This window comes from Streptomyces thermoviolaceus (assembly GCF_045209695.1).
GTDB classification, from domain to species: domain Bacteria; phylum Actinomycetota; class Actinomycetes; order Streptomycetales; family Streptomycetaceae; genus Streptomyces; species Streptomyces thermoviolaceus.
Map to the genome: position 1 here is coordinate 4613972 of NZ_CP109280.1, position 16384 is coordinate 4630355.

Genomic DNA, 16384 nt, shown 5'->3' on the forward strand with positions numbered 1-16384 from the left:
GCCGGGCGCCCGGGCTCCCGTACGGGGCCGCCGCGCCCGTCCGGCATACTCGACGGGTGAGCACGCTTCCCGAGATCCGTACCCTTCCCGTGCCCGACGGCCTGGAGGGCGAGCGCGTCGACGCCGCCATCTCCCGCATGTTCGGCTTCTCCCGCACCAAGGCCGCCGAGCTGGCCGCCGCGGGCAAGGTGCTTGTCGACGGCACGGCGGTCGGCAAGTCCGAGCGGGTGCGCGGCGGAGCCTGGCTCGAGGTGGAGATGCCGCAGGCGCCCGCCCCGGTCCAGGTGGTGGCCGAACCGGTCGAGGGCATGCAGATCGTGCACGACGACGAGGACGTGGTCGTGATCGTCAAGCCGGTCGGCGTGGCCGCGCACCCCAGCCCCGGCTGGACCGGCCCCACCGTGATCGGCGGGCTGGCCGCGGCCGGCTTCCGCATCTCCACCTCGGGCGCCGCCGAACGCCAGGGCATCGTGCACCGCCTGGACGTGGGCACCTCGGGCCTGATGGTGGTGGCCAAGTCGGAGTACGCGTACACCTCGCTCAAGCGCCAGTTCAAGGAGCGCACGGTCGACAAGCGCTACCACACCCTGGTCCAGGGCCACCCCGACCCGACCAGCGGCACCATCGACGCGCCCATCGGCCGGCACCCGCACCACGACTACAAGTGGGCCGTGACCGCCGACGGCAAGCCGTCCGTCACGCACTACGACCTGATCGAGGCCTTCCGTTCCGCCTCGCTGCTCGACGTCAAGCTGGAGACCGGCCGCACCCACCAGATCCGCGTGCACATGGCCGCCCACCGCCACCCCTGCGTCGGCGACCTCACCTACGGAGCCGACCCCACCCTCGCCAAGCGGCTGAAGCTGACCCGGCAGTGGCTGCACGCGGTGCGGCTCGGCTTCGAGCACCCCGCCGACGGCCGCTGGGTGGAGTTCACCAGCGACTACCCGGACGACCTGCAGCGCGCCCTGGACCAGGTCCGTGAGGAGACCTACGCATGAGCGGGCCGTCGTTCGCCGTCCGGGTCGCCGAGGACCCGGCCGACCGCGAGGCGTGTTTCGCGGTGCGCAAGGAGGTCTTCGTCGCCGAGCAGGGCGTCCCCGAGGACATCGAGTACGACGCCTACGACGCCGTCGCCGTGCATGTGCTCGCCGTCCGCGACGACGGCACCCCGCTGGGCACGGGCCGGCTGCTGCACGGCGAGGCGGCCGCGGCGAAGACCGGCGGCGACCCGTCGGTCGGCTCCCTGGGGCGGCTGGCCGTCGCCCGCCCGGCCCGCGGGCTCGGCGTCGGCGCCGCCCTGGTGCGGGCCGTCGAGGACGCGGCCCGCGCCCGCGGCCTGACCGCGGTGGACCTGCACGCGCAGACCCATGCGCTGGGCTTCTACGAGCGGCTCGGGTACACGGCGTACGGCCCGGAGTTCCTCGACGCGGGCATCCCGCACCGCGCCATGCGGCGCGCCCTGTAGGCACAGCCGCCCCCACGGGCCCGCCCGGGGCTCAGCAGGCCCGGCCGCCGGGCCGCCGCGCAGGTCGACGCGGCGGCATGGCAGGCTGGAGGCTGCCGCACACCCGTAGTGACCCCTGGGAGCACCGTCCGTGGACCAGCTGACCCTGCTGTTCGCCGTCCTGCTCGGTGCCGTGATCAGCGTGCCCGTCGGCGACCGCCTCGGGCTGCCCGCGCCGGTGCTGATGACGTGCTTCGGGATGGTCCTCGCCGTGGCGGACTTCGTGCCGAACGTCGACATCCCGCCCGAGCTGATCCTGCCCACGCTGCTGCCGCCGCTGCTCTACGCCGCCGTGCGGCGCACCTCCTGGCGACAGTTCGCGGCGAACAAACGGCCGATCTTCCTGCTGGCCGTGGCGCTGGTGTTCGTCACCACCGTCTGCGTCGCCGTCGTCGCCCACGCCATCGTGCCGGGGCTGCCGCTGGCCGCCGCCGTGGCGCTGGGCGCGCTGATCGCCCCGCCCGACCCGGTGGCGGCGACCGCCGTGGCCGGACAGCTCGGGCTGCCCCGTCGCCTGGTGTCGATCCTGGAGGGCGAGGGGCTGTTCAACGACGTCACGGCGATCGTGCTCTACCACGTCGCCATCGCCGCCGTCGTCAGCGGCGAGTTCTCCGTCTGGCAGGCCGGGCTGGAACTGGTGCTGTCCGCGGTGGTCGCGGTGGCGGTGGGCCTCGCCCTGGGCTGGGGCGCCAACAAGCTGCTGGGCCTGCTGGAGGACGCCACCCTCCAGATCGGGCTGACCCTGCTCGTGCCGTACGCCTCCTACGTGCTGGCCGAGGAGCTGCACGGCTCCGGGGTGCTGGCCGTGCTCACCACCGCGCTGTTCCTGGCCGAGTACGCCATCGGCGCCGACGACGTGGTGACCCGGCTGGCCGGACACACCGTCTGGGACGTCGTCGACACCCTCGTCACCGGTGTCGCCTTCGGGCTGATCGGCCTGGAGCTGCACAACGTTCTCCAGACCGCCTCCGGCCGCTGGGGCGAGCTGCTGGGCTGGGCGGCCGTGATCGTCGGCGTGGTGGTGCTGGTGAGGCTGCTGTACCTGCTGCCGGCCACCTGGCTGACCAAACGGCTGCACGCCAAGCGGGACGTCGAGGAGGAGATCCCGACGAGCTGGCGGGAGACCGTCGTCATGTGGTGGTCGGGCATGCGCGGGGTGGCGTCCGTGGCACTGGCGCTGGCCATCCCGCTGAAGACCGACTCCGGCGCCCCCTTCCCCGACCGGGACGAGCTCGTCTTCATCGCCTTCGGCGTGATCGTCGCGACGCTGGTCGTCCAGGGGCTCACCCTGCCGTGGCTGGTGAGGCGGCTGCGGGTGCGCGCCGACACCGAGCACGAGAAGGAGCTGGAGCGGCAGCTGGCCATGCGGGCCGCCAAGGCGGCCAAGCGCCGGCTGCGCGAGATCGAGGCCGTGGAGGACCTGCCGGAGGACGTCTCCGAGCAGCTGCTGCGCCGGGCCTTCGAGATCGGGCTGCGGATCGACCCGAAGATCGCGGACGAGGAACGGCGCGAGGCCCACGAGAAGCGGGTGCGCCGGCTCGAGCGGGTGCGGCGCATCCAGAGCGAGATGCTCAGCGCGGCCCGGCACGAGGTGCTGGCGGCGCGCAGCGAGCCCGGCGCCGACCCGGAGATCGTGGACCGGGTGCTGCGTCACCTGGACGTGCGCAGCCTGCGCTGACCGCGGGCCGAGGCGCACCGGCCGCCCAACGGTTGCCGCCGCGCCGCACGCGCCGCAAGCTGTGATCATGACGCGCAACGTGGTGATCAGCGGGGCGGGCACGGGCATCGGTCTGGCCACGGCCCGGATGTTCGCGGCCCACGGCGACCGGGTCCTGCTGCTCGGACGGCGCGCGGACGTGCTGCGCGAGGCGCGGGTGCCCGGCGCTCTCACCTACGCCGCCGACGTCGCCGACGTGGCGTCCCTGCGCGGCGTCACCCGGTTCGTGGCGGACGAGATGGGCGCCGTGGACGTGTTGATCCACAGCGCCGGAGGCTCCGGACAGCTGGAACCGCGGCCGGAACGGGAGGATCCGCTGGAGGCCGTCGCCGACGACTGGACGACCGCCTTCCGGCTCAACACGCTCACCGCCGTCCTGCTCACCGAGGCGCTCAGGAGCCGGCTCGCCGAACCCGGCGGGAGGGTGCTGTTCCTCAGTTCCATCGCCGCCTACCGCGGCTCGGGCCGCAGCTCCTACGCCGCCGCCAAGGCGGCCCTGCACCCCTACGCCCACGCCCTGGCCCGCGAGCTGGGCCCGCACGGCATCACGGTGAACGTCGTGGCGCCCGGTTATGTGGAGGACACCGCGTTCTTCGGCGACACCATGGACGACGCCCGCCGCGAGCGGCTCGTCGCCGAGACGCTGGACAAGCGCGCCGGCACCCCCGGCGACGTCGCCGCCACCCTGCACTGGCTGGCCTCCCCGGCCGCCGCACACATCACCTCGCAGATCATCCAGGTCAACGGCGGCGCGGAGCGCGGCCACTGAAGTCCCCGGGTCGGCCCTCGGTCGGGTGCCGCCCGTTCCGGCTGGCACCATGGCCTCATGAACATCATGCTCTTCCACTCGACCCATGGCCTCACACCCGCGGTGCGCCAGGCCGCGGACCGGCTGCGCGCGGCCGGGCACCAGGTGTGGACCCCGGACCTGTTCGAGGGGCGCACCTTCGACTCGGTCGAGGAGGGCATGGCCTTCAAGGACGAGCTCGGCAAGGAGGAGCTGCTGCGGCGGGCCGTCCTGGCCGCGGCTCCCTACTCGGAGCGCGGTCTGGTGTACGCGGGGTTCTCCCTGGGCGCCTCGATCGCGCAGACGCTGGCGCTGGGCGACGACAAGGCCCGCGGCCTGCTGCTTCTGCACGGCACCTCGGACATCGCGCCCAACGCGCAGGTGGACGACCTGCCGGTGCAGCTGCACGTCGCCGAACCCGACCCCTTCGAGACGGACGACTGGCTGAGCGCCTGGTATCTGCGCATGAGCCGGATCGGCGCCGACGTCGAGGTGTACCGCTACGCCGGGGCCGGCCACCTGTACACCGACCCCGACCACCCGGACTACGACGCGGAGGCCGCCGAGGCCACCTGGCGGGTGGCGCTCGGCTTCCTCGACGGCCTGCAGGAGGACTGAGCGGGAGCCCTCCGCGGTGGGGCCTGCACGGTGCCCTGCCCGGAACAGTCGCTCATGTGCCCGACGACGAGCGGGCGGACGCCCGATGCGTCCGCCCGCTCGTCGTGTACCGAGGTCGCGGCAGGCCGGCCCTCGAGCGTCAGCCCTTGAGCGCCGCGTCGATCACGGAGTTGAACTCGTCCACCGTCATCGGCGGGTTCTGCGTGCCGGGGGTGGTGAGGATCTTGCCGTCCATGACGAGGCTCGGCGTGCCGGTCACCCCGTCCTTGTTGGTGTCCCAGGCCTTCGACATCGCCAGCGCCCAGGCGTCGTAGGTGCCCCTGCGCACCGCCGTCTCGAAGGTGGCGTTGTTCTTCAGCTCGGGGACGGTGTTGGCGATCTCGATGAGGTAGTCGTCGTCCTTGAACTTGTCGGTGGTCTCCTCGGGGTGCCACTTGGCGGAGTACAGCGCGCTCTTGTACTCCAGGAACGCCTCGGGGCTGACGTTCAGGGCGGCGCCCAGCGCGCTCATCGCGTTCTTCGAGCCCTCGCCGCGCGAGCCGACCGTGCCCTTGCCGAGCGCGTCGCCGTCGATGAACGTGCCGCCGACGAACTGCACCTTGTACTTGCCGTCGTCGATGTCCTTCTTCATGGTCGGGCCGACGTTCTGCTCGAACTGGGCGCAGATCGGGCAGCGCGGGTCCTCGTAGACCTTCAGGGTCTTCTTCGCGTCGTCCTTGCCGATGACGACCGTCGTGCCGTTCTCGCCCGAGGTGTGGGCGGGCGCGACGACCTTCTCGTCCTTCACGGCCTCCCAGTGGCCGGGCTTGTTGGCCTGGACGACGGCGTAGCCGATGCCGGCGACCGCCGCCAGCACGACGACGACCCCGCCGGCGACCAGCAGCTGCCGCTTGATCCGGGCGCGCTTGGCCTCGCGCTCCCGCTGGGCACGCAGCCGTTCCCGGGCCGCCGTCTTCGCCTGCTGGCTGTTGCGCTTGCTCATGGTGGTGTGTCTCCTCTGGGACGCGCGGCGGTGCCGCGCACGGTACGGGTGGGGGACCGGGTCGTACGCGTGGCCCTGACGCGCTCAGCCGAGGCCGAGGGCGAGGGCCGCCGGGCGCGGTGGTCCGCGCCGTCCCAGGACACGGGCGAGGAGAAGGGTGCGCAGCGCGGGGGCGTGCGCGGCGGTACGGGCCGGCCGGGGCACCGCGGGCACGCGGCCGTGGACGACGACCGCCACCGCGAGCAGCAGCGGCCGGAACGTGGTCGCGGCCACCGCCCGCAGCAGCCGGGCCAGCGCCCGCTCGCCGTGGCGCAGCCAGCCGGCCGCCAGCAGGCCGACGGCGACGTGCGCGGCCAGCAGCAGCCAGGCGGTGGCGGGGTCGGCGTGGGTCAGCAGGGCGGCGAGCCCGTCGGTGTCCGTGCCGGTCATCCGGGCCAGCGGTGCGCCGACCTCGGTGCCGTTGCCGCACAGCAGGTCCCAGCCCACCGAGCGCAGCGGCCCGGTCACCGGGCCGCCCGCAGGGCCGTAGCAGACGTGCTGGCCGGAGGTGAAGACGGTGTCCGCGGCCAGCTCCAGCGGCACCAGCAGGGCGGCGATCCGCCCGAAGGTGCGCTCGCGGCCCGCCAGCGCCCAGGCGAGCGTGAAGACGGCCGCCGCGACGGCGGCCACCGTGGCCGCCGGCAGCGGGGCCCGGGACAGCAGCACGTGCGACGCGGTGCCGATCGTCACGACCACGGCCGTGAACAGCGCCGCGCGCACGGCTCTGAGCTGGGTCCCGGATATGTCCATAGCGGTAGGACAGTGTGGCACGGGCGCCGGTAAGAGGTTCCTAAAGAAATACTGTGCGACCGCCCCGTCACCGACCCGGAACGCGTCCGTTGCGGAACGGGTCCGCGACGATCCGGGGAACGGGTCCGCGACGATCCGGTGATCGGTGCCGTCCGGCCCGGTCGCACCCCGCCACGGGCCCGCCCGCGCCGACGGGGCGCGCCGCGAGGCCACCGCACGGTGCCCTCGTGCAGGAGGCCCCGGAGCGCGATGGTCGGTGAGCAACGGATCTCCTGTTCGCGCCGGCGTCCCGAGGGGCGCACGCGTGCCCGGTCGTCCCCCCGGACGGATGTGGCACACGCGGCCGCTGTCACCGGTGGGGAATAGACTTCGACGCTGTTCCCCGGACCGTCCGCAAGCCGTCCGCCCGACGTTCTCCTCTGGAGGCAGCACCGTGTCGAAGCCGCCGTTCACGCACCTGCACGTCCACACGCAGTACTCGCTGCTGGACGGTGCCGCGCGGCTGAAGGACATGTTCGAGGCCTGCACCAAGATGGGCATGACGCACATCGCCATGTCCGACCACGGGAACCTGCACGGCGCCTACGACTTCTTCCACTCCGCCAAGAAGGCCGGCATCACCCCGATCATCGGCATCGAGGCGTACGTCGCCCCCGAGTCGCGGCGCAACAAGCGCAAGATCTTCTGGGGCCAGCCGCACCAGAAGAGGGACGACGTCTCCGGCTCCGGCGGCTACACCCACAAGACGATGTGGGCGGTGAACAAGACCGGTCTGCACAACCTCTTCCGCCTGTCCTCCGACGCCTACGCCGAGGGCTGGCTGCAGAAGTGGCCGCGGATGGACAAGGAGACCATCGCCCAGTGGTCGGAGGGCATCGTCGCCTCCACCGGCTGCCCCTCCGGCGAGGTGCAGACCCGGCTGCGGCTCGGCCAGTTCGACGAGGCCCTCAAGGCCGCCGCCGACTACCAGGACATCTTCGGCAAGGACCGGTACTTCCTGGAGCTGATGGACCACGGCATCGAGATCGAGCGCCGGGTCCGCGACGGCCTGCTGGAGATCGGCAAGAAGCTCGGCATCCCCCCGCTGGTCACCAACGACTCGCACTACACCTACGCGCACGAGGCCGCCGCGCACGACGCCCTGCTGTGCATCCAGACCGGCAAGAACCTCTCCGACCCCGACCGCTTCAAGTTCGACGGCACCGGCTACTACCTGAAGTCCACCGAGGAGATGTACGCCATCGACTCCTCGGACGCCTGGCAGCAGGGCTGCGCCAACACGCTCCTCGTCGCCGAGATGGTCGACACCACCGGCATGTTCGAGAAGCGCGACCTCATGCCCAAGTTCGACATCCCCGAGGGCTACACCGAGGTCACCTGGTTCCAGGAGGAGGTCCGGCGCGGCCTGGAGCGCCGCTACCCGGACGGCGTCCCCGAGGACCGCCGGAAGCAGGCCGAGTACGAGATGGACGTCATCATCCAGATGGGGTTCCCCGGCTACTTCCTGGTGGTCGCCGACTTCATCATGTGGGCCAAGAAGAACGGCATCGCCGTCGGCCCCGGCCGTGGCTCCGCGGCGGGCTCGATCGTCGCCTACGCCCTGGGCATCACCGACCTCGACCCGATCCCGCACGGCCTGATCTTCGAGCGCTTCCTCAACCCCGAGCGCATCTCCATGCCCGACGTCGACATCGACTTCGACGAGCGCAGGCGCGCCGAGGTCATCCGGTACGTCACCGAGAAGTACGGCGCCGACAAGGTCGCCCAGATCGGCACCTACGGCACCATCAAGGCCAAGAACGCGATCAAGGACGCCGCCCGTGTGCTGGGCTACCCGTACGCCATGGGCGACCGGATCACCAAGGCCATGCCCGCCGACGTCCTCGGCAAGGGCATCCCGCTGTCCGGCATCACCGACCCCGAGCACCCCCGTTACTCGGAGGCCGCCGAGGTCCGCTCGATGTACGAGAACGAGCCGGACGTGAAGAAGGTCATCGACACCGCGCGCGGCGTGGAGGGCCTGGTGCGCCAGATGGGCGTGCACGCGGCCGGCGTGATCATGTCCAGCGAGCCCATCGTCGACCACGTCCCGGTCTGGGTCCGGCACACCGACGGCGTGACCATCACGCAGTGGGACTACCCGAGCTGCGAGTCGCTCGGCCTGCTGAAGATGGACTTCCTGGGCCTGCGCAACCTGACCATCATGGACGACGCCGTCAAGATGGTGAAGGCGAACAAGGGGATCGACATCGATCTCCTCAGCCTCCCGCTGGACGACCCCAAGACCTTCGAGCTGCTCCAGCGCGGCGACACCCTCGGCGTCTTCCAGTTCGACGGCGGCCCCATGCGCTCCCTGCTGCGCATGATGAAGCCCGACAACTTCGAGGACATCTCCGCCGTCTCGGCCCTGTACCGGCCGGGCCCGATGGGCATGAACTCCCACATCAACTACGCGCTGCGCAAGAACGGCCAGCAGGAGATCACGCCCATCCACCCGGAGCTGGAGGAGCCGCTCAAGGAGGTCCTGGACGTCACCTACGGCCTGATCGTCTACCAGGAGCAGGTGCAGAAGGCCGCCCAGATCATCGCCGGGTACTCGCTCGGCGAGGCCGACGTCCTGCGCCGCGTGATGGGCAAGAAGAAGCCCGAGGAACTGGCGAAGAACTTCACCATCTTCCAGGCCGGTGCCCGCAAGAAGGGCTACAGCGACGAGGCCATCCAGGCGCTGTGGGACGTGCTGGTCCCCTTCGCCGGCTACGCGTTCAACAAGGCGCACTCGGCCGCCTACGGCCTGGTGTCGTACTGGACGGCCTACCTGAAGGCCAACCACCCCGCCGAGTACATGGCCGCCCTGCTCACCTCGGTCAAGGACGACAAGGACAAGTCGGCCGTCTACCTCAACGAGTGCCGCCGCATGGGCATCCGGGTGCTGCCGCCGAACGTCAACGAGTCCGAGCCGAACTTCGCCGCGCAGGGCGACGACGTGATCCTCTTCGGCCTGTCCGCGGTGCGCAACGTCGGCAACAACGTCGTCGAGTCGATCATCAAGACCCGCAAGTCCAAGGGGAAGTACACCTCCTTCCCCGACTACCTCGACAAGGTCGAGGCCGTGGTCTGCAACAAGCGCACCACCGAGTCGCTGATCAAGGCCGGCGCCTTCGACTCCCTGGGCCACACCCGCAAGGGCCTGATGGCCAAGTACGAGTCGATGATCGACAACGTGGTCGCGGTCAAGCGCAAGGAGGCCGAGGGCCAGTTCGACCTCTTCGGCGGGATGGGCGAGGACACCGGCGGCGAGGTGGGCTTCGGCCTCGACGTGGAGTTCTCCCCCGAGGAGTGGGACAAGAGCTATCTGCTCGCCCAGGAACGCGAGATGCTCGGCCTGTACGTCTCCGACCATCCGCTGTTCGGCCTGGAGAACGTCCTGGCCGACAAGGCGGACGCGGGCATCTCGCAGCTCACCGGCGGCGACTTCGCCGACGGCTCGGTCGTCACCATCGGCGGCATCATCTCCGGCCTGCAGCGCAAGATGACCAAGCAGGGCAACGCCTGGGCGATCGCCACCGTCGAGGACCTCGCCGGCTCCATCGAGTGCATGTTCTTCCCCGCGACCTACCAGCTGGTGTCCACCCAACTCGTCGAGGACGCCGTGGTCTTCGTCAAGGGCCGGCTGGACAAGCGGGAGGACGTGCCGCGGCTGGTGGCGATGGAGCTGATGGTCCCCGACCTCACCGCGACCGGCAGCAACGCACCGGTGGTGCTCAGCATCCCGGCGCTGAAGGTCACCCCGCCCATGGTCAGCCGCCTCGGCGAGATCCTGGAGAACCACAAGGGCGACAGCGAGGTGCGGATCAAGCTGCAGGGCCCGCGCAAGACCACCGTGCTGCGCCTGGACCGCCACCGGGTCAAGCCCGACCCCGCCCTCTTCGGCGATCTGAAGGTGCTGCTCGGCCCGTCCTGCCTGGCCGGCTGAGCCGGACCGGAGAAGACGACGAGGGGCGTGCCCGGCCTGCCGGGTACGCCCCTCGTGGCGCTTCGTGCCGTGCCGGCGACCGCATCACCGCCGCGCCGATACGGCGCCGGCCGCGGGCCACGACGCCGCGACGCGGCCTCAGTTATGGCCGAAACGCTTCTGCCGGCCCTTGCGCCCGGCGGACCCGTCGGGCTGCACGCCGGTCGCCGGCTGCGACTGCGTCACCGAGTGCTCCGTCTCCTGCGGGCCGTTCGCGGCCACGGACGCCTTCTGCCGGCTGCGGTCCTGCTTGCGGTTCTTGGCCATGGTGATCAGCCTCCTGTGGGGGATCTAGGGGCCAGGGCCGGGACCAGATTCACACACGCCGACAATGAACGCATGTCGGATAATTACCGTATGTCACACGGGTCGTCGGGGTGCACGGCCTCGGAACGCCACGCCGAAGATCGAGTCCGGGCAGTCAACCCGGGTGCCGTCGGGCAGACTCGAAACAGACCCGAAAGCAACCCCGAGGCACGACCTCGGGCACAAGGCCCGAAGTCACCTCCCGGAAAGAGGGTGGAGCGCGTGGACCGCTGCGTCGTCCTGGTGGACGCCGGGTACTTGCTGGGGGCCGCCGCGAGCCTCCTCGCCGGAGAGCCGTCGCGATCCCGGATCACCGTCGACCACACCGCCCTCGTCCAGCAACTGCGCCAGCAGGCCGAGTCCGACACCGGCCGCCCGCTGCTGCGCATCTACTGGTTCGACGGCGCCCCCGACCGCGTCCCCCAGCCCGAGCACCGCAGGCTGCGGGTGATGCCCCGGGTCACCGTCCGCCTGGGCGCCCTGACCCGCAGCGACGGACGCTGGGCGCAGAAGGGCGTCGACGCGGCCATGCACGCCGAACTCACCGAGCTGGCCCGCAACCGCGCCTGCTCCGACGTGGTCCTGGTCACCGGGGACGGTGATCTGCTGCCCGGCATGATGGCCGCCAAGGAGCACGGCGTCGCCGTCCACCTGTGGGCCGTGCAGGCCGCGGACGGCGACTACAACCAGTCCGAGGACCTGGTCGCCGAGGCCGACGAACGCCGCGTCCTGGACCGCTCCTGGATCACCAAGGCCGTCCACGCCAGGGAGACCGGCGCCGTGTGCGCCCCGCCGCCCGCGCCGGGCCCCGAGATCGCCGCGATCCTCTCCGCACCGCTGCCCGAGTCCGCCCTCTCCGCGGCCGGCGAACGTCCCGCCGAGGACCGCGCCCCCGCGCCCCAGCCCGCCGCCCGGACCGGCACCGAGGAGCGGCTGCCCGCCAAGGGCGTGCCCACCCCCAAGGACCTGGCCGCCCTGCGCGCCTCCGGCACCGCGAGCGTCCAGCACCCCGCCACGGCGACCCTGCGCTGGTCCTCCGACCGCGGCTGGGTCGACCGCTCCGGCGTCTTCGCCGAACCGCCCGAGGCCGCCTCGATGCCGACCCTGGCCCAGCTGACCACCGCGGAGCAGCGCTGGGCGGACCGCGAGGAGGACATCACCACCGTCGGCGGCGACCCGTACGAGGTCGGGCAGGTCTTCGCCCGCCGCTGGGTGGAACGCCTCGGCGACCGCAGCCACCTGCAGAAACTGTCGTCGATGTACCCGCGCATCCCGCACCGCATCGACGGCGAGCTGCTGCGCTATGCCGCCCGCTTCGGGCTGCTGGCGCACAAGGACGACCAGATCGACGAGCGCGACCGGTACGCCATCCGCGCCGGATTCTGGCGGGAGATCGGCGTCCACACGGGCACCGAACACGCCCCGGCGGGCGACTGAGACGAGCGGCCGGCGCCCCGCCGCGGACGCCGGGACGCCCGCAGAAGTCGCCCCAAGGACGGGTGAAGCAGACCGACCCCGTAGTCTCCTCCCTTGTGAGTGAGCGCGCGGGACAGGCACTGCGGCACGGGGACGACGTCGTGTGCGCGGTGCGCGGACTGACCAAGACCTACCCGGCGTCCCGCGGCCGGCGCGGCGCCCCCGGCACCCCCGAGGTGCGCGCCACCGACGGCGTGGAACTGGACGTGCGGCGCGGCGAGATCTTCGGGCTGCTCGGCCCCAACGGCGCCGGCAAGTCCACCCTGGTCCGTCAGCTCACCGGGCTGATGCGCCCCGATACGGGCAGTGTCACGATCCTCGGCCACGACATCGTGGCCCACCCCGAGCGGGCCGCGCGGATCCTCGCCTACCTCGGCCAGGAGTCCACGGCCCTGGACGAGCTGACCGTCGCGCTCGCCGCCGAGACCACCGGACGGCTGCGCGGCCTGGACGCCCGGCGGGCCCGGGCCGAGCGGGACGCCGTCCTCGACGAACTGGGCCTGACCCCGATCGCCTCGCGCCCGCTGAAGAAGCTGTCCGGCGGCCAGCGTCGGCTGGCCTGCTTCGCCGCCGCACTGATGGGCGAACGCCCACTGCTGGTGCTGGACGAGCCGACCACCGGCATGGACCCCGTGGCCCGCCGCGCGGTGTGGTCCGCCGTGGACCGGCGGCGCGCCGAGCGCGGCACCACGGTCGTGCTGGTCACCCACAACGTCATCGAGGCCGAGACCGTCCTGGACCGGGTCGCCGTCCTCGACGCCGGCCGGGTCATCGCCTGCGACACCCCGGCCGGCCTGAAGGAGCGGGTCTCCGGCGAGGTGCGGGTGGAGCTGGTGTGGCGCGAGCGGGCGCCGCTGCAGGTGCCCGAGGTGGCCGCGCTGCGCGAGCGGGCCCAGGAGTCGGGGCGCCGCTGGACGCTGCGGCTGCCCCCCGACGAGGCCCGCGCCGTGGTGGCCACGGTCACCGGCGGGGACGCCTTCGCCGCCCTGGACGACTTCACCCTGACCACGCCCAGCCTGGAGGACGTCTACCTGGAGCTGGGCGGCTCCGCGCGGCAGGGGCTGGTGAAGGCATGAGGTGCGCGCAGAACGCCCGCGCCGCGCACCGTCCCGCGCCCTGCGCGCGGAGTGAGAAGACGGGTGTGCGGGCCGGCACCGGAGCCGGTCGCGCGGGGGAGCACGCCGGAGCGAGAAGGAGCAGTTCGACGTGAGTGTCGTACCCGCCGACGTGCTGGCCGGCACACCGGCCGCGCAAGGCGGCGGCGCCGGTCAGACACCGCCCGCCGAGCTGGGCCCGCGCGCCCGGCTGTGGCCGTCCCTCGCGGCCGTGTACCGGGCGCAGCTGTCCCGGGCGCGGGTGGCGAGGATGCCGCTGCTGTTCGTGGCGACCTTCCAGTCCGTCGGCATCATGATCATGCTGCGGGGCGTGGTCGGGGGCGGTGAGGAGGCCCACTCCGTGGTGGCCGGCGCCGCGATCGTCGTGGTCGCGTTCGTCGCGCTGAACCTGCTCGCGCAGTACTTCGGCCAGCTGCGCGCCGGCGGCGGCCTCGACCACTACGCCACGCTGCCGGTGCCGCCCGCCGCCGTGGTGCTGGGCGCCGCGGCCGCCTATGCGTCCTTCACCGTGCCGGGCACCCTGGTGACCGCGGTGTTCGGCTGCGTGCTGTTCGGGTTGCCGCTGGGCAACCTGTGGGTACTCGTGGCCGTGATTCCGCTCGCGGGTGCCGCGCTCTCCGGGCTCGGCGGGACCTTCGGCCTGCTCGCCCCCCGGCCCGAGCTGGCGACCCTGCTGGGGCAGCTGGGGATGTCCGCGGCGCTGCTGCTGGGGGTCCTGCCGCCCGAGCGGATGCCGCAGCCGGTGCAGTTCCTGCGCGACCTGCTGCCCTCGACATACGGTGTGGAGGCCTACGCCCGGACCTTCGACGCCCGCCCGGACTGGACCCTGGTCGGCGTGGACATGGCCGTGTGCGCCGCGGTCGGCGTGGTGTCGCTGGCGGTGGCCACCTGGGCCTACCGGCGGGCAGCCGTCCGGTGACCCGACCGGCCGCGCGACCGGCACGACGACCTCGACTGGCACGATGACAGGGTGACCGCTCCGTTGACTCCACCACCGCCGCCCGACCGGCACTCCTCGCAGTCCGTTCCGTCCGGCCGGACGTCCGGCCCGCAGCAGGGCCGGCAGCCGCAGCCCGCGCAGCCGCCCGCCGACGCGGCCGTACCGGACACAGCGGCCGTACCGGACACACCGGCCCACCCCGGTGAGGTCACGGCCCCCGAAGCCGCCGGCCCCGGCTGGAGGACCGAGGTGCGCCGGGCAGCCGTGGCGCTGGTCGCCGTGGCGCTGGGCGGAGTGCTGCTCGGGCTCGCCTGGCTGTGGCTGGCCCCGCGGGTGCCGCTGGTGGGGCGGATCAACGACCACACCTGGGTCGTCTACCTCAAGGACTCCGAGGGCGAGCAGGCCGTCGGCGTGGACGGCACCTTCACCCTGCTCGGCCTGGCCTTCGGCGCCGTCAGCGCGGTCGCCGTGTTCCTCGCGTGGCGGCGCGGCGGCGTGGCGTCCGCGGTGGCGCTGTGCCTGGGCGGACTGCTCGGCTCGCTGCTGGCCTGGCGGCTCGGGGTGTGGCTGGGCCCGCAGCAGGACGTGGTGGCGCACGCCAGGGCCGTCGGTGAGGGCGTGACCTTCCCCGCGCCGCTGGAGCTGGGCGCCAAGGGGGCCCTGCTGGCCTGGCCGGTGGCCGCGCTCGTGGTGCACCTGGCGCTCACCGCGCTGTTCGTCCCGCGGGAGCCCGAACCGCCCGGGCAGCACCCGCACCCGCACGACGGCCCGCCCGCGGCCTGACCCGGGGCCCGCGCCCGCACGACGGCTCCGCAGTCCTCACGCGGCACCCGGCCGCGCGGCCTCTCACCGGCCGATCGGGGCCAGCACCGCCTCGGTCAGCTTCGCCAGGTCCAGCGGGGCCAGCTCGACCTCCAGGCCCCGGCGGCCCGCCGAGACGCAGATGGTGGCGTGGTCGGTCGCGGAGGAGTCCAGCACGGTGGGCAGCTTCTTGCGCTGGCCCAGCGGCGAGATGCCGCCGCGGACATAGCCCGTGGTGCGCTCGGCGAGCGCCGGGTCGGCCATCGCCGCGCGCTTGCCGCCGACCGCCGCCGCCAGGGCTTTCAGATCCAGCGACCCGGCCACCGGGACCACGGCCACCGTCAGCCGGCCGTCGACCTCCGCGACCAGCGTCTTGAACACCCGCTCCGGCGGCACCCCCAGCGCCTCGGCCGCCTCCTCGCCGTAGGAGGGGTGGGAGGGATCGTGCTCGTAGGAGCGCACGGTGTGCGCCACGCCCGCCGCGGCCAGGGCCACGGTCGCCGGTGTGCCCCCGGCCTGCTGCTTCTTCGCCTTTTTCGCCATCTCCCGCCTGGTCTCCCTCTCCGCCGGCGCGCCGGCCGGCCGCGTCAGTTGAGGCTCGTCGGAGCGCGTGTCAGCTCCGGCGCCGGCAACGACGGCAGACTGCGCAGGATGGCCGTCTCCGAACGGAGGAGGGTCAGCTCGTCGCGCAGCCGCGAGGTGGTGTCCGGCGTCTGCAGCAGCCGCTGCTTCGTCGGCGTGTCCAGCACCATCGCCGCCGCCACCAGGTACGACACCACCCGCGGTTCCTCCGGCAGCTGCGCGCTGGTGGCCGGCGACCGCTCCCGGGCGCCCGCCAGCTGCTTCTGGTACTGCCGGAACGCCCGCAGCACCCCCTCGGCCAGGGCCTCCGCCTCGTCGCCGGGCTCCTCGGGCAGCTGCTCCAGCTCGGCGGTCAGGAACGGGCCGGAGGCGTCCACCGACAGCAGCCGCACCCGGACGGTGCCGGTCACCAGCACCTCGAAGGTGCCGTCGGGCCGCTGCCGGATCGACGCCGTGTCCGCCACGCAGCCCACTGTGTGGAACGCCCGGGCCGGGTCGGGCCCGAAACCGGCCGCCGCCCCGCGCTCGGGCAGCGCCGTCGGATCCGGCAGGCCCGGGGCGCTCGGAGCCACCTCGTGGCCGTCGCGGATGGCCACGACGGCGAACCGGCGCGCGTCCTCGGGCAGGGCCAGCAGGCTGCGCATCATGGCGCGGTAGCGCTCCTCGAAGACGTTCAGCGGGAGCACCAGCCCCGGGAACAGCACCGTGTTCAGCGGGAAGAGCGGCAGGCGGACGGTCGTCACGGCGCAACA

At 72.8% G+C, this 16384-nt stretch carries 15 protein-coding genes; 10 read left to right on the forward strand and 5 right to left on the reverse strand.

Annotation, left to right across the window (positions count from 1 at the left end):
* The first annotated feature begins 56 nt into the window (after window positions 1-56).
* The 5 genes from OG899_RS20090 (at window position 57) to OG899_RS20110 (ending at window position 4629) form a co-directional block, all read left to right on the forward strand.
* Window positions 57-1001: an RluA family pseudouridine synthase gene (locus OG899_RS20090; protein ID WP_125497794.1), complete on the forward strand. Its 945-nt coding sequence runs from the start codon at window positions 57-59 to the stop codon at window positions 999-1001.
* Window positions 998-1468 carry a GNAT family N-acetyltransferase gene (locus OG899_RS20095; RefSeq protein WP_125497793.1) on the forward strand — a complete coding sequence of 157 codons (471 nt, stop codon included), beginning with the start codon at window positions 998-1000 and terminating at the stop codon, window positions 1466-1468. The genes OG899_RS20090 and OG899_RS20095 overlap by 4 nt, the downstream gene beginning before the upstream one ends.
* A gap of 130 nt (window positions 1469-1598) precedes the next feature.
* Window positions 1599-3185 carry a Na+/H+ antiporter gene (locus tag OG899_RS20100; protein WP_125497792.1) on the forward strand — a complete coding sequence of 529 codons (1587 nt, stop codon included), beginning with the start codon at window positions 1599-1601 and terminating at the stop codon, window positions 3183-3185.
* A gap of 67 nt (window positions 3186-3252) precedes the next feature.
* Entirely contained in the window at window positions 3253-3993 is a 741-nt protein-coding gene (locus tag OG899_RS20105; protein WP_125497791.1) for an SDR family NAD(P)-dependent oxidoreductase, read from the forward strand.
* Window positions 3994-4050: 57 nt separating this feature from the next.
* Window positions 4051-4629 (forward strand): dienelactone hydrolase family protein, encoded by a 579-nt coding sequence (locus tag OG899_RS20110; RefSeq protein WP_125497790.1) that lies wholly within the window; start codon window positions 4051-4053, stop codon window positions 4627-4629.
* Window positions 4630-4768: 139 nt separating this feature from the next.
* Here OG899_RS20110 and OG899_RS20115 read toward each other — a convergent pair whose 3' ends face one another.
* Window positions 4769-5611, reverse strand: coding sequence for a thioredoxin domain-containing protein (locus tag OG899_RS20115; protein ID WP_125497789.1), 843 nt, complete (start codon window positions 5609-5611; stop codon window positions 4769-4771).
* A gap of 84 nt (window positions 5612-5695) precedes the next feature.
* Window positions 5696-6400 (reverse strand): hypothetical protein, encoded by a 705-nt coding sequence (locus tag OG899_RS20120; protein ID WP_125497788.1) that lies wholly within the window; start codon window positions 6398-6400, stop codon window positions 5696-5698.
* A 433-nt stretch (window positions 6401-6833) separates the two neighbouring features.
* On the opposite strand from OG899_RS20120, the gene dnaE reads away from it, so the two are divergent.
* The gene (gene dnaE, locus OG899_RS20125) at window positions 6834-10373 is read left to right on the forward strand and encodes a DNA polymerase III subunit alpha (protein ID WP_125497787.1); all 3540 of its coding nucleotides are present in this window, start codon (window positions 6834-6836) and stop codon (window positions 10371-10373) included.
* Window positions 10374-10511: 138 nt separating this feature from the next.
* Here the strand turns inward: dnaE and OG899_RS20130 are convergent, their stop codons facing one another.
* Window positions 10512-10679: a hypothetical protein gene (locus OG899_RS20130; RefSeq protein ID WP_168131364.1), complete on the reverse strand. Its 168-nt coding sequence runs from the start codon at window positions 10677-10679 to the stop codon at window positions 10512-10514.
* Window positions 10680-10940: 261 nt separating this feature from the next.
* On the opposite strand from OG899_RS20130, the gene OG899_RS20135 reads away from it, so the two are divergent.
* The 4 genes from OG899_RS20135 (at window position 10941) to OG899_RS20150 (ending at window position 15032) form a co-directional block, all read left to right on the forward strand.
* Entirely contained in the window at window positions 10941-12155 is a 1215-nt protein-coding gene (locus OG899_RS20135; RefSeq protein WP_125497786.1) for an NYN domain-containing protein, read from the forward strand.
* 140 nt (window positions 12156-12295) lie between these two features.
* Window positions 12296-13270, forward strand: coding sequence for an ABC transporter ATP-binding protein (locus OG899_RS20140; RefSeq protein WP_125497811.1), 975 nt, complete (start codon window positions 12296-12298; stop codon window positions 13268-13270).
* 130 nt (window positions 13271-13400) lie between these two features.
* Window positions 13401-14228 carry an ABC transporter permease gene (locus tag OG899_RS20145; RefSeq protein ID WP_125497785.1) on the forward strand — a complete coding sequence of 276 codons (828 nt, stop codon included), beginning with the start codon at window positions 13401-13403 and terminating at the stop codon, window positions 14226-14228.
* Window positions 14229-14279: 51 nt separating this feature from the next.
* Window positions 14280-15032, forward strand: a complete 753-nt coding sequence (locus tag OG899_RS20150; RefSeq protein ID WP_168131359.1) for a hypothetical protein — start codon at window positions 14280-14282, stop codon at window positions 15030-15032.
* A gap of 63 nt (window positions 15033-15095) precedes the next feature.
* Here the strand turns inward: OG899_RS20150 and ybaK are convergent, their stop codons facing one another.
* Together ybaK and OG899_RS20160 are read right to left on the reverse strand one after the other, a co-directional pair.
* Window positions 15096-15593 (reverse strand): Cys-tRNA(Pro) deacylase, encoded by a 498-nt coding sequence (gene ybaK / locus OG899_RS20155; protein WP_125497784.1) that lies wholly within the window; start codon window positions 15591-15593, stop codon window positions 15096-15098.
* A 44-nt stretch (window positions 15594-15637) separates the two neighbouring features.
* The gene (locus tag OG899_RS20160) at window positions 15638-16375 is read right to left on the reverse strand and encodes an LON peptidase substrate-binding domain-containing protein (protein WP_125497783.1); all 738 of its coding nucleotides are present in this window, start codon (window positions 16373-16375) and stop codon (window positions 15638-15640) included.
* Window positions 16376-16384 lie beyond the last annotated feature (9 nt).

What these genes read in the sequence shown, in the direction of transcription:
- OG899_RS20105 (WP_125497791.1), top strand. Translation starts at nt 3,253, where the DNA reads ATGACGCGCAACGTGGTGATCAGCGGGGCGGGCACGGGCATCGGTCTG.
- OG899_RS20120 (WP_125497788.1), bottom strand. Translation starts at nt 6,400, where the DNA reads ATGGACATATCCGGGACCCAGCTCAGAGCCGTGCGCGCGGCGCTGTTC.
- OG899_RS20095 (WP_125497793.1), top strand. Translation starts at nt 998, where the DNA reads ATGAGCGGGCCGTCGTTCGCCGTCCGGGTCGCCGAGGACCCGGCCGAC.
- OG899_RS20130 (WP_168131364.1), bottom strand. Translation starts at nt 10,679, where the DNA reads ATGGCCAAGAACCGCAAGCAGGACCGCAGCCGGCAGAAGGCGTCCGTG.
- ybaK (WP_125497784.1), bottom strand. Translation starts at nt 15,593, where the DNA reads ATGGCGAAAAAGGCGAAGAAGCAGCAGGCCGGGGGCACACCGGCGACC.
- OG899_RS20115 (WP_125497789.1), bottom strand. Translation starts at nt 5,611, where the DNA reads ATGAGCAAGCGCAACAGCCAGCAGGCGAAGACGGCGGCCCGGGAACGG.
- OG899_RS20110 (WP_125497790.1), top strand. Translation starts at nt 4,051, where the DNA reads ATGAACATCATGCTCTTCCACTCGACCCATGGCCTCACACCCGCGGTG.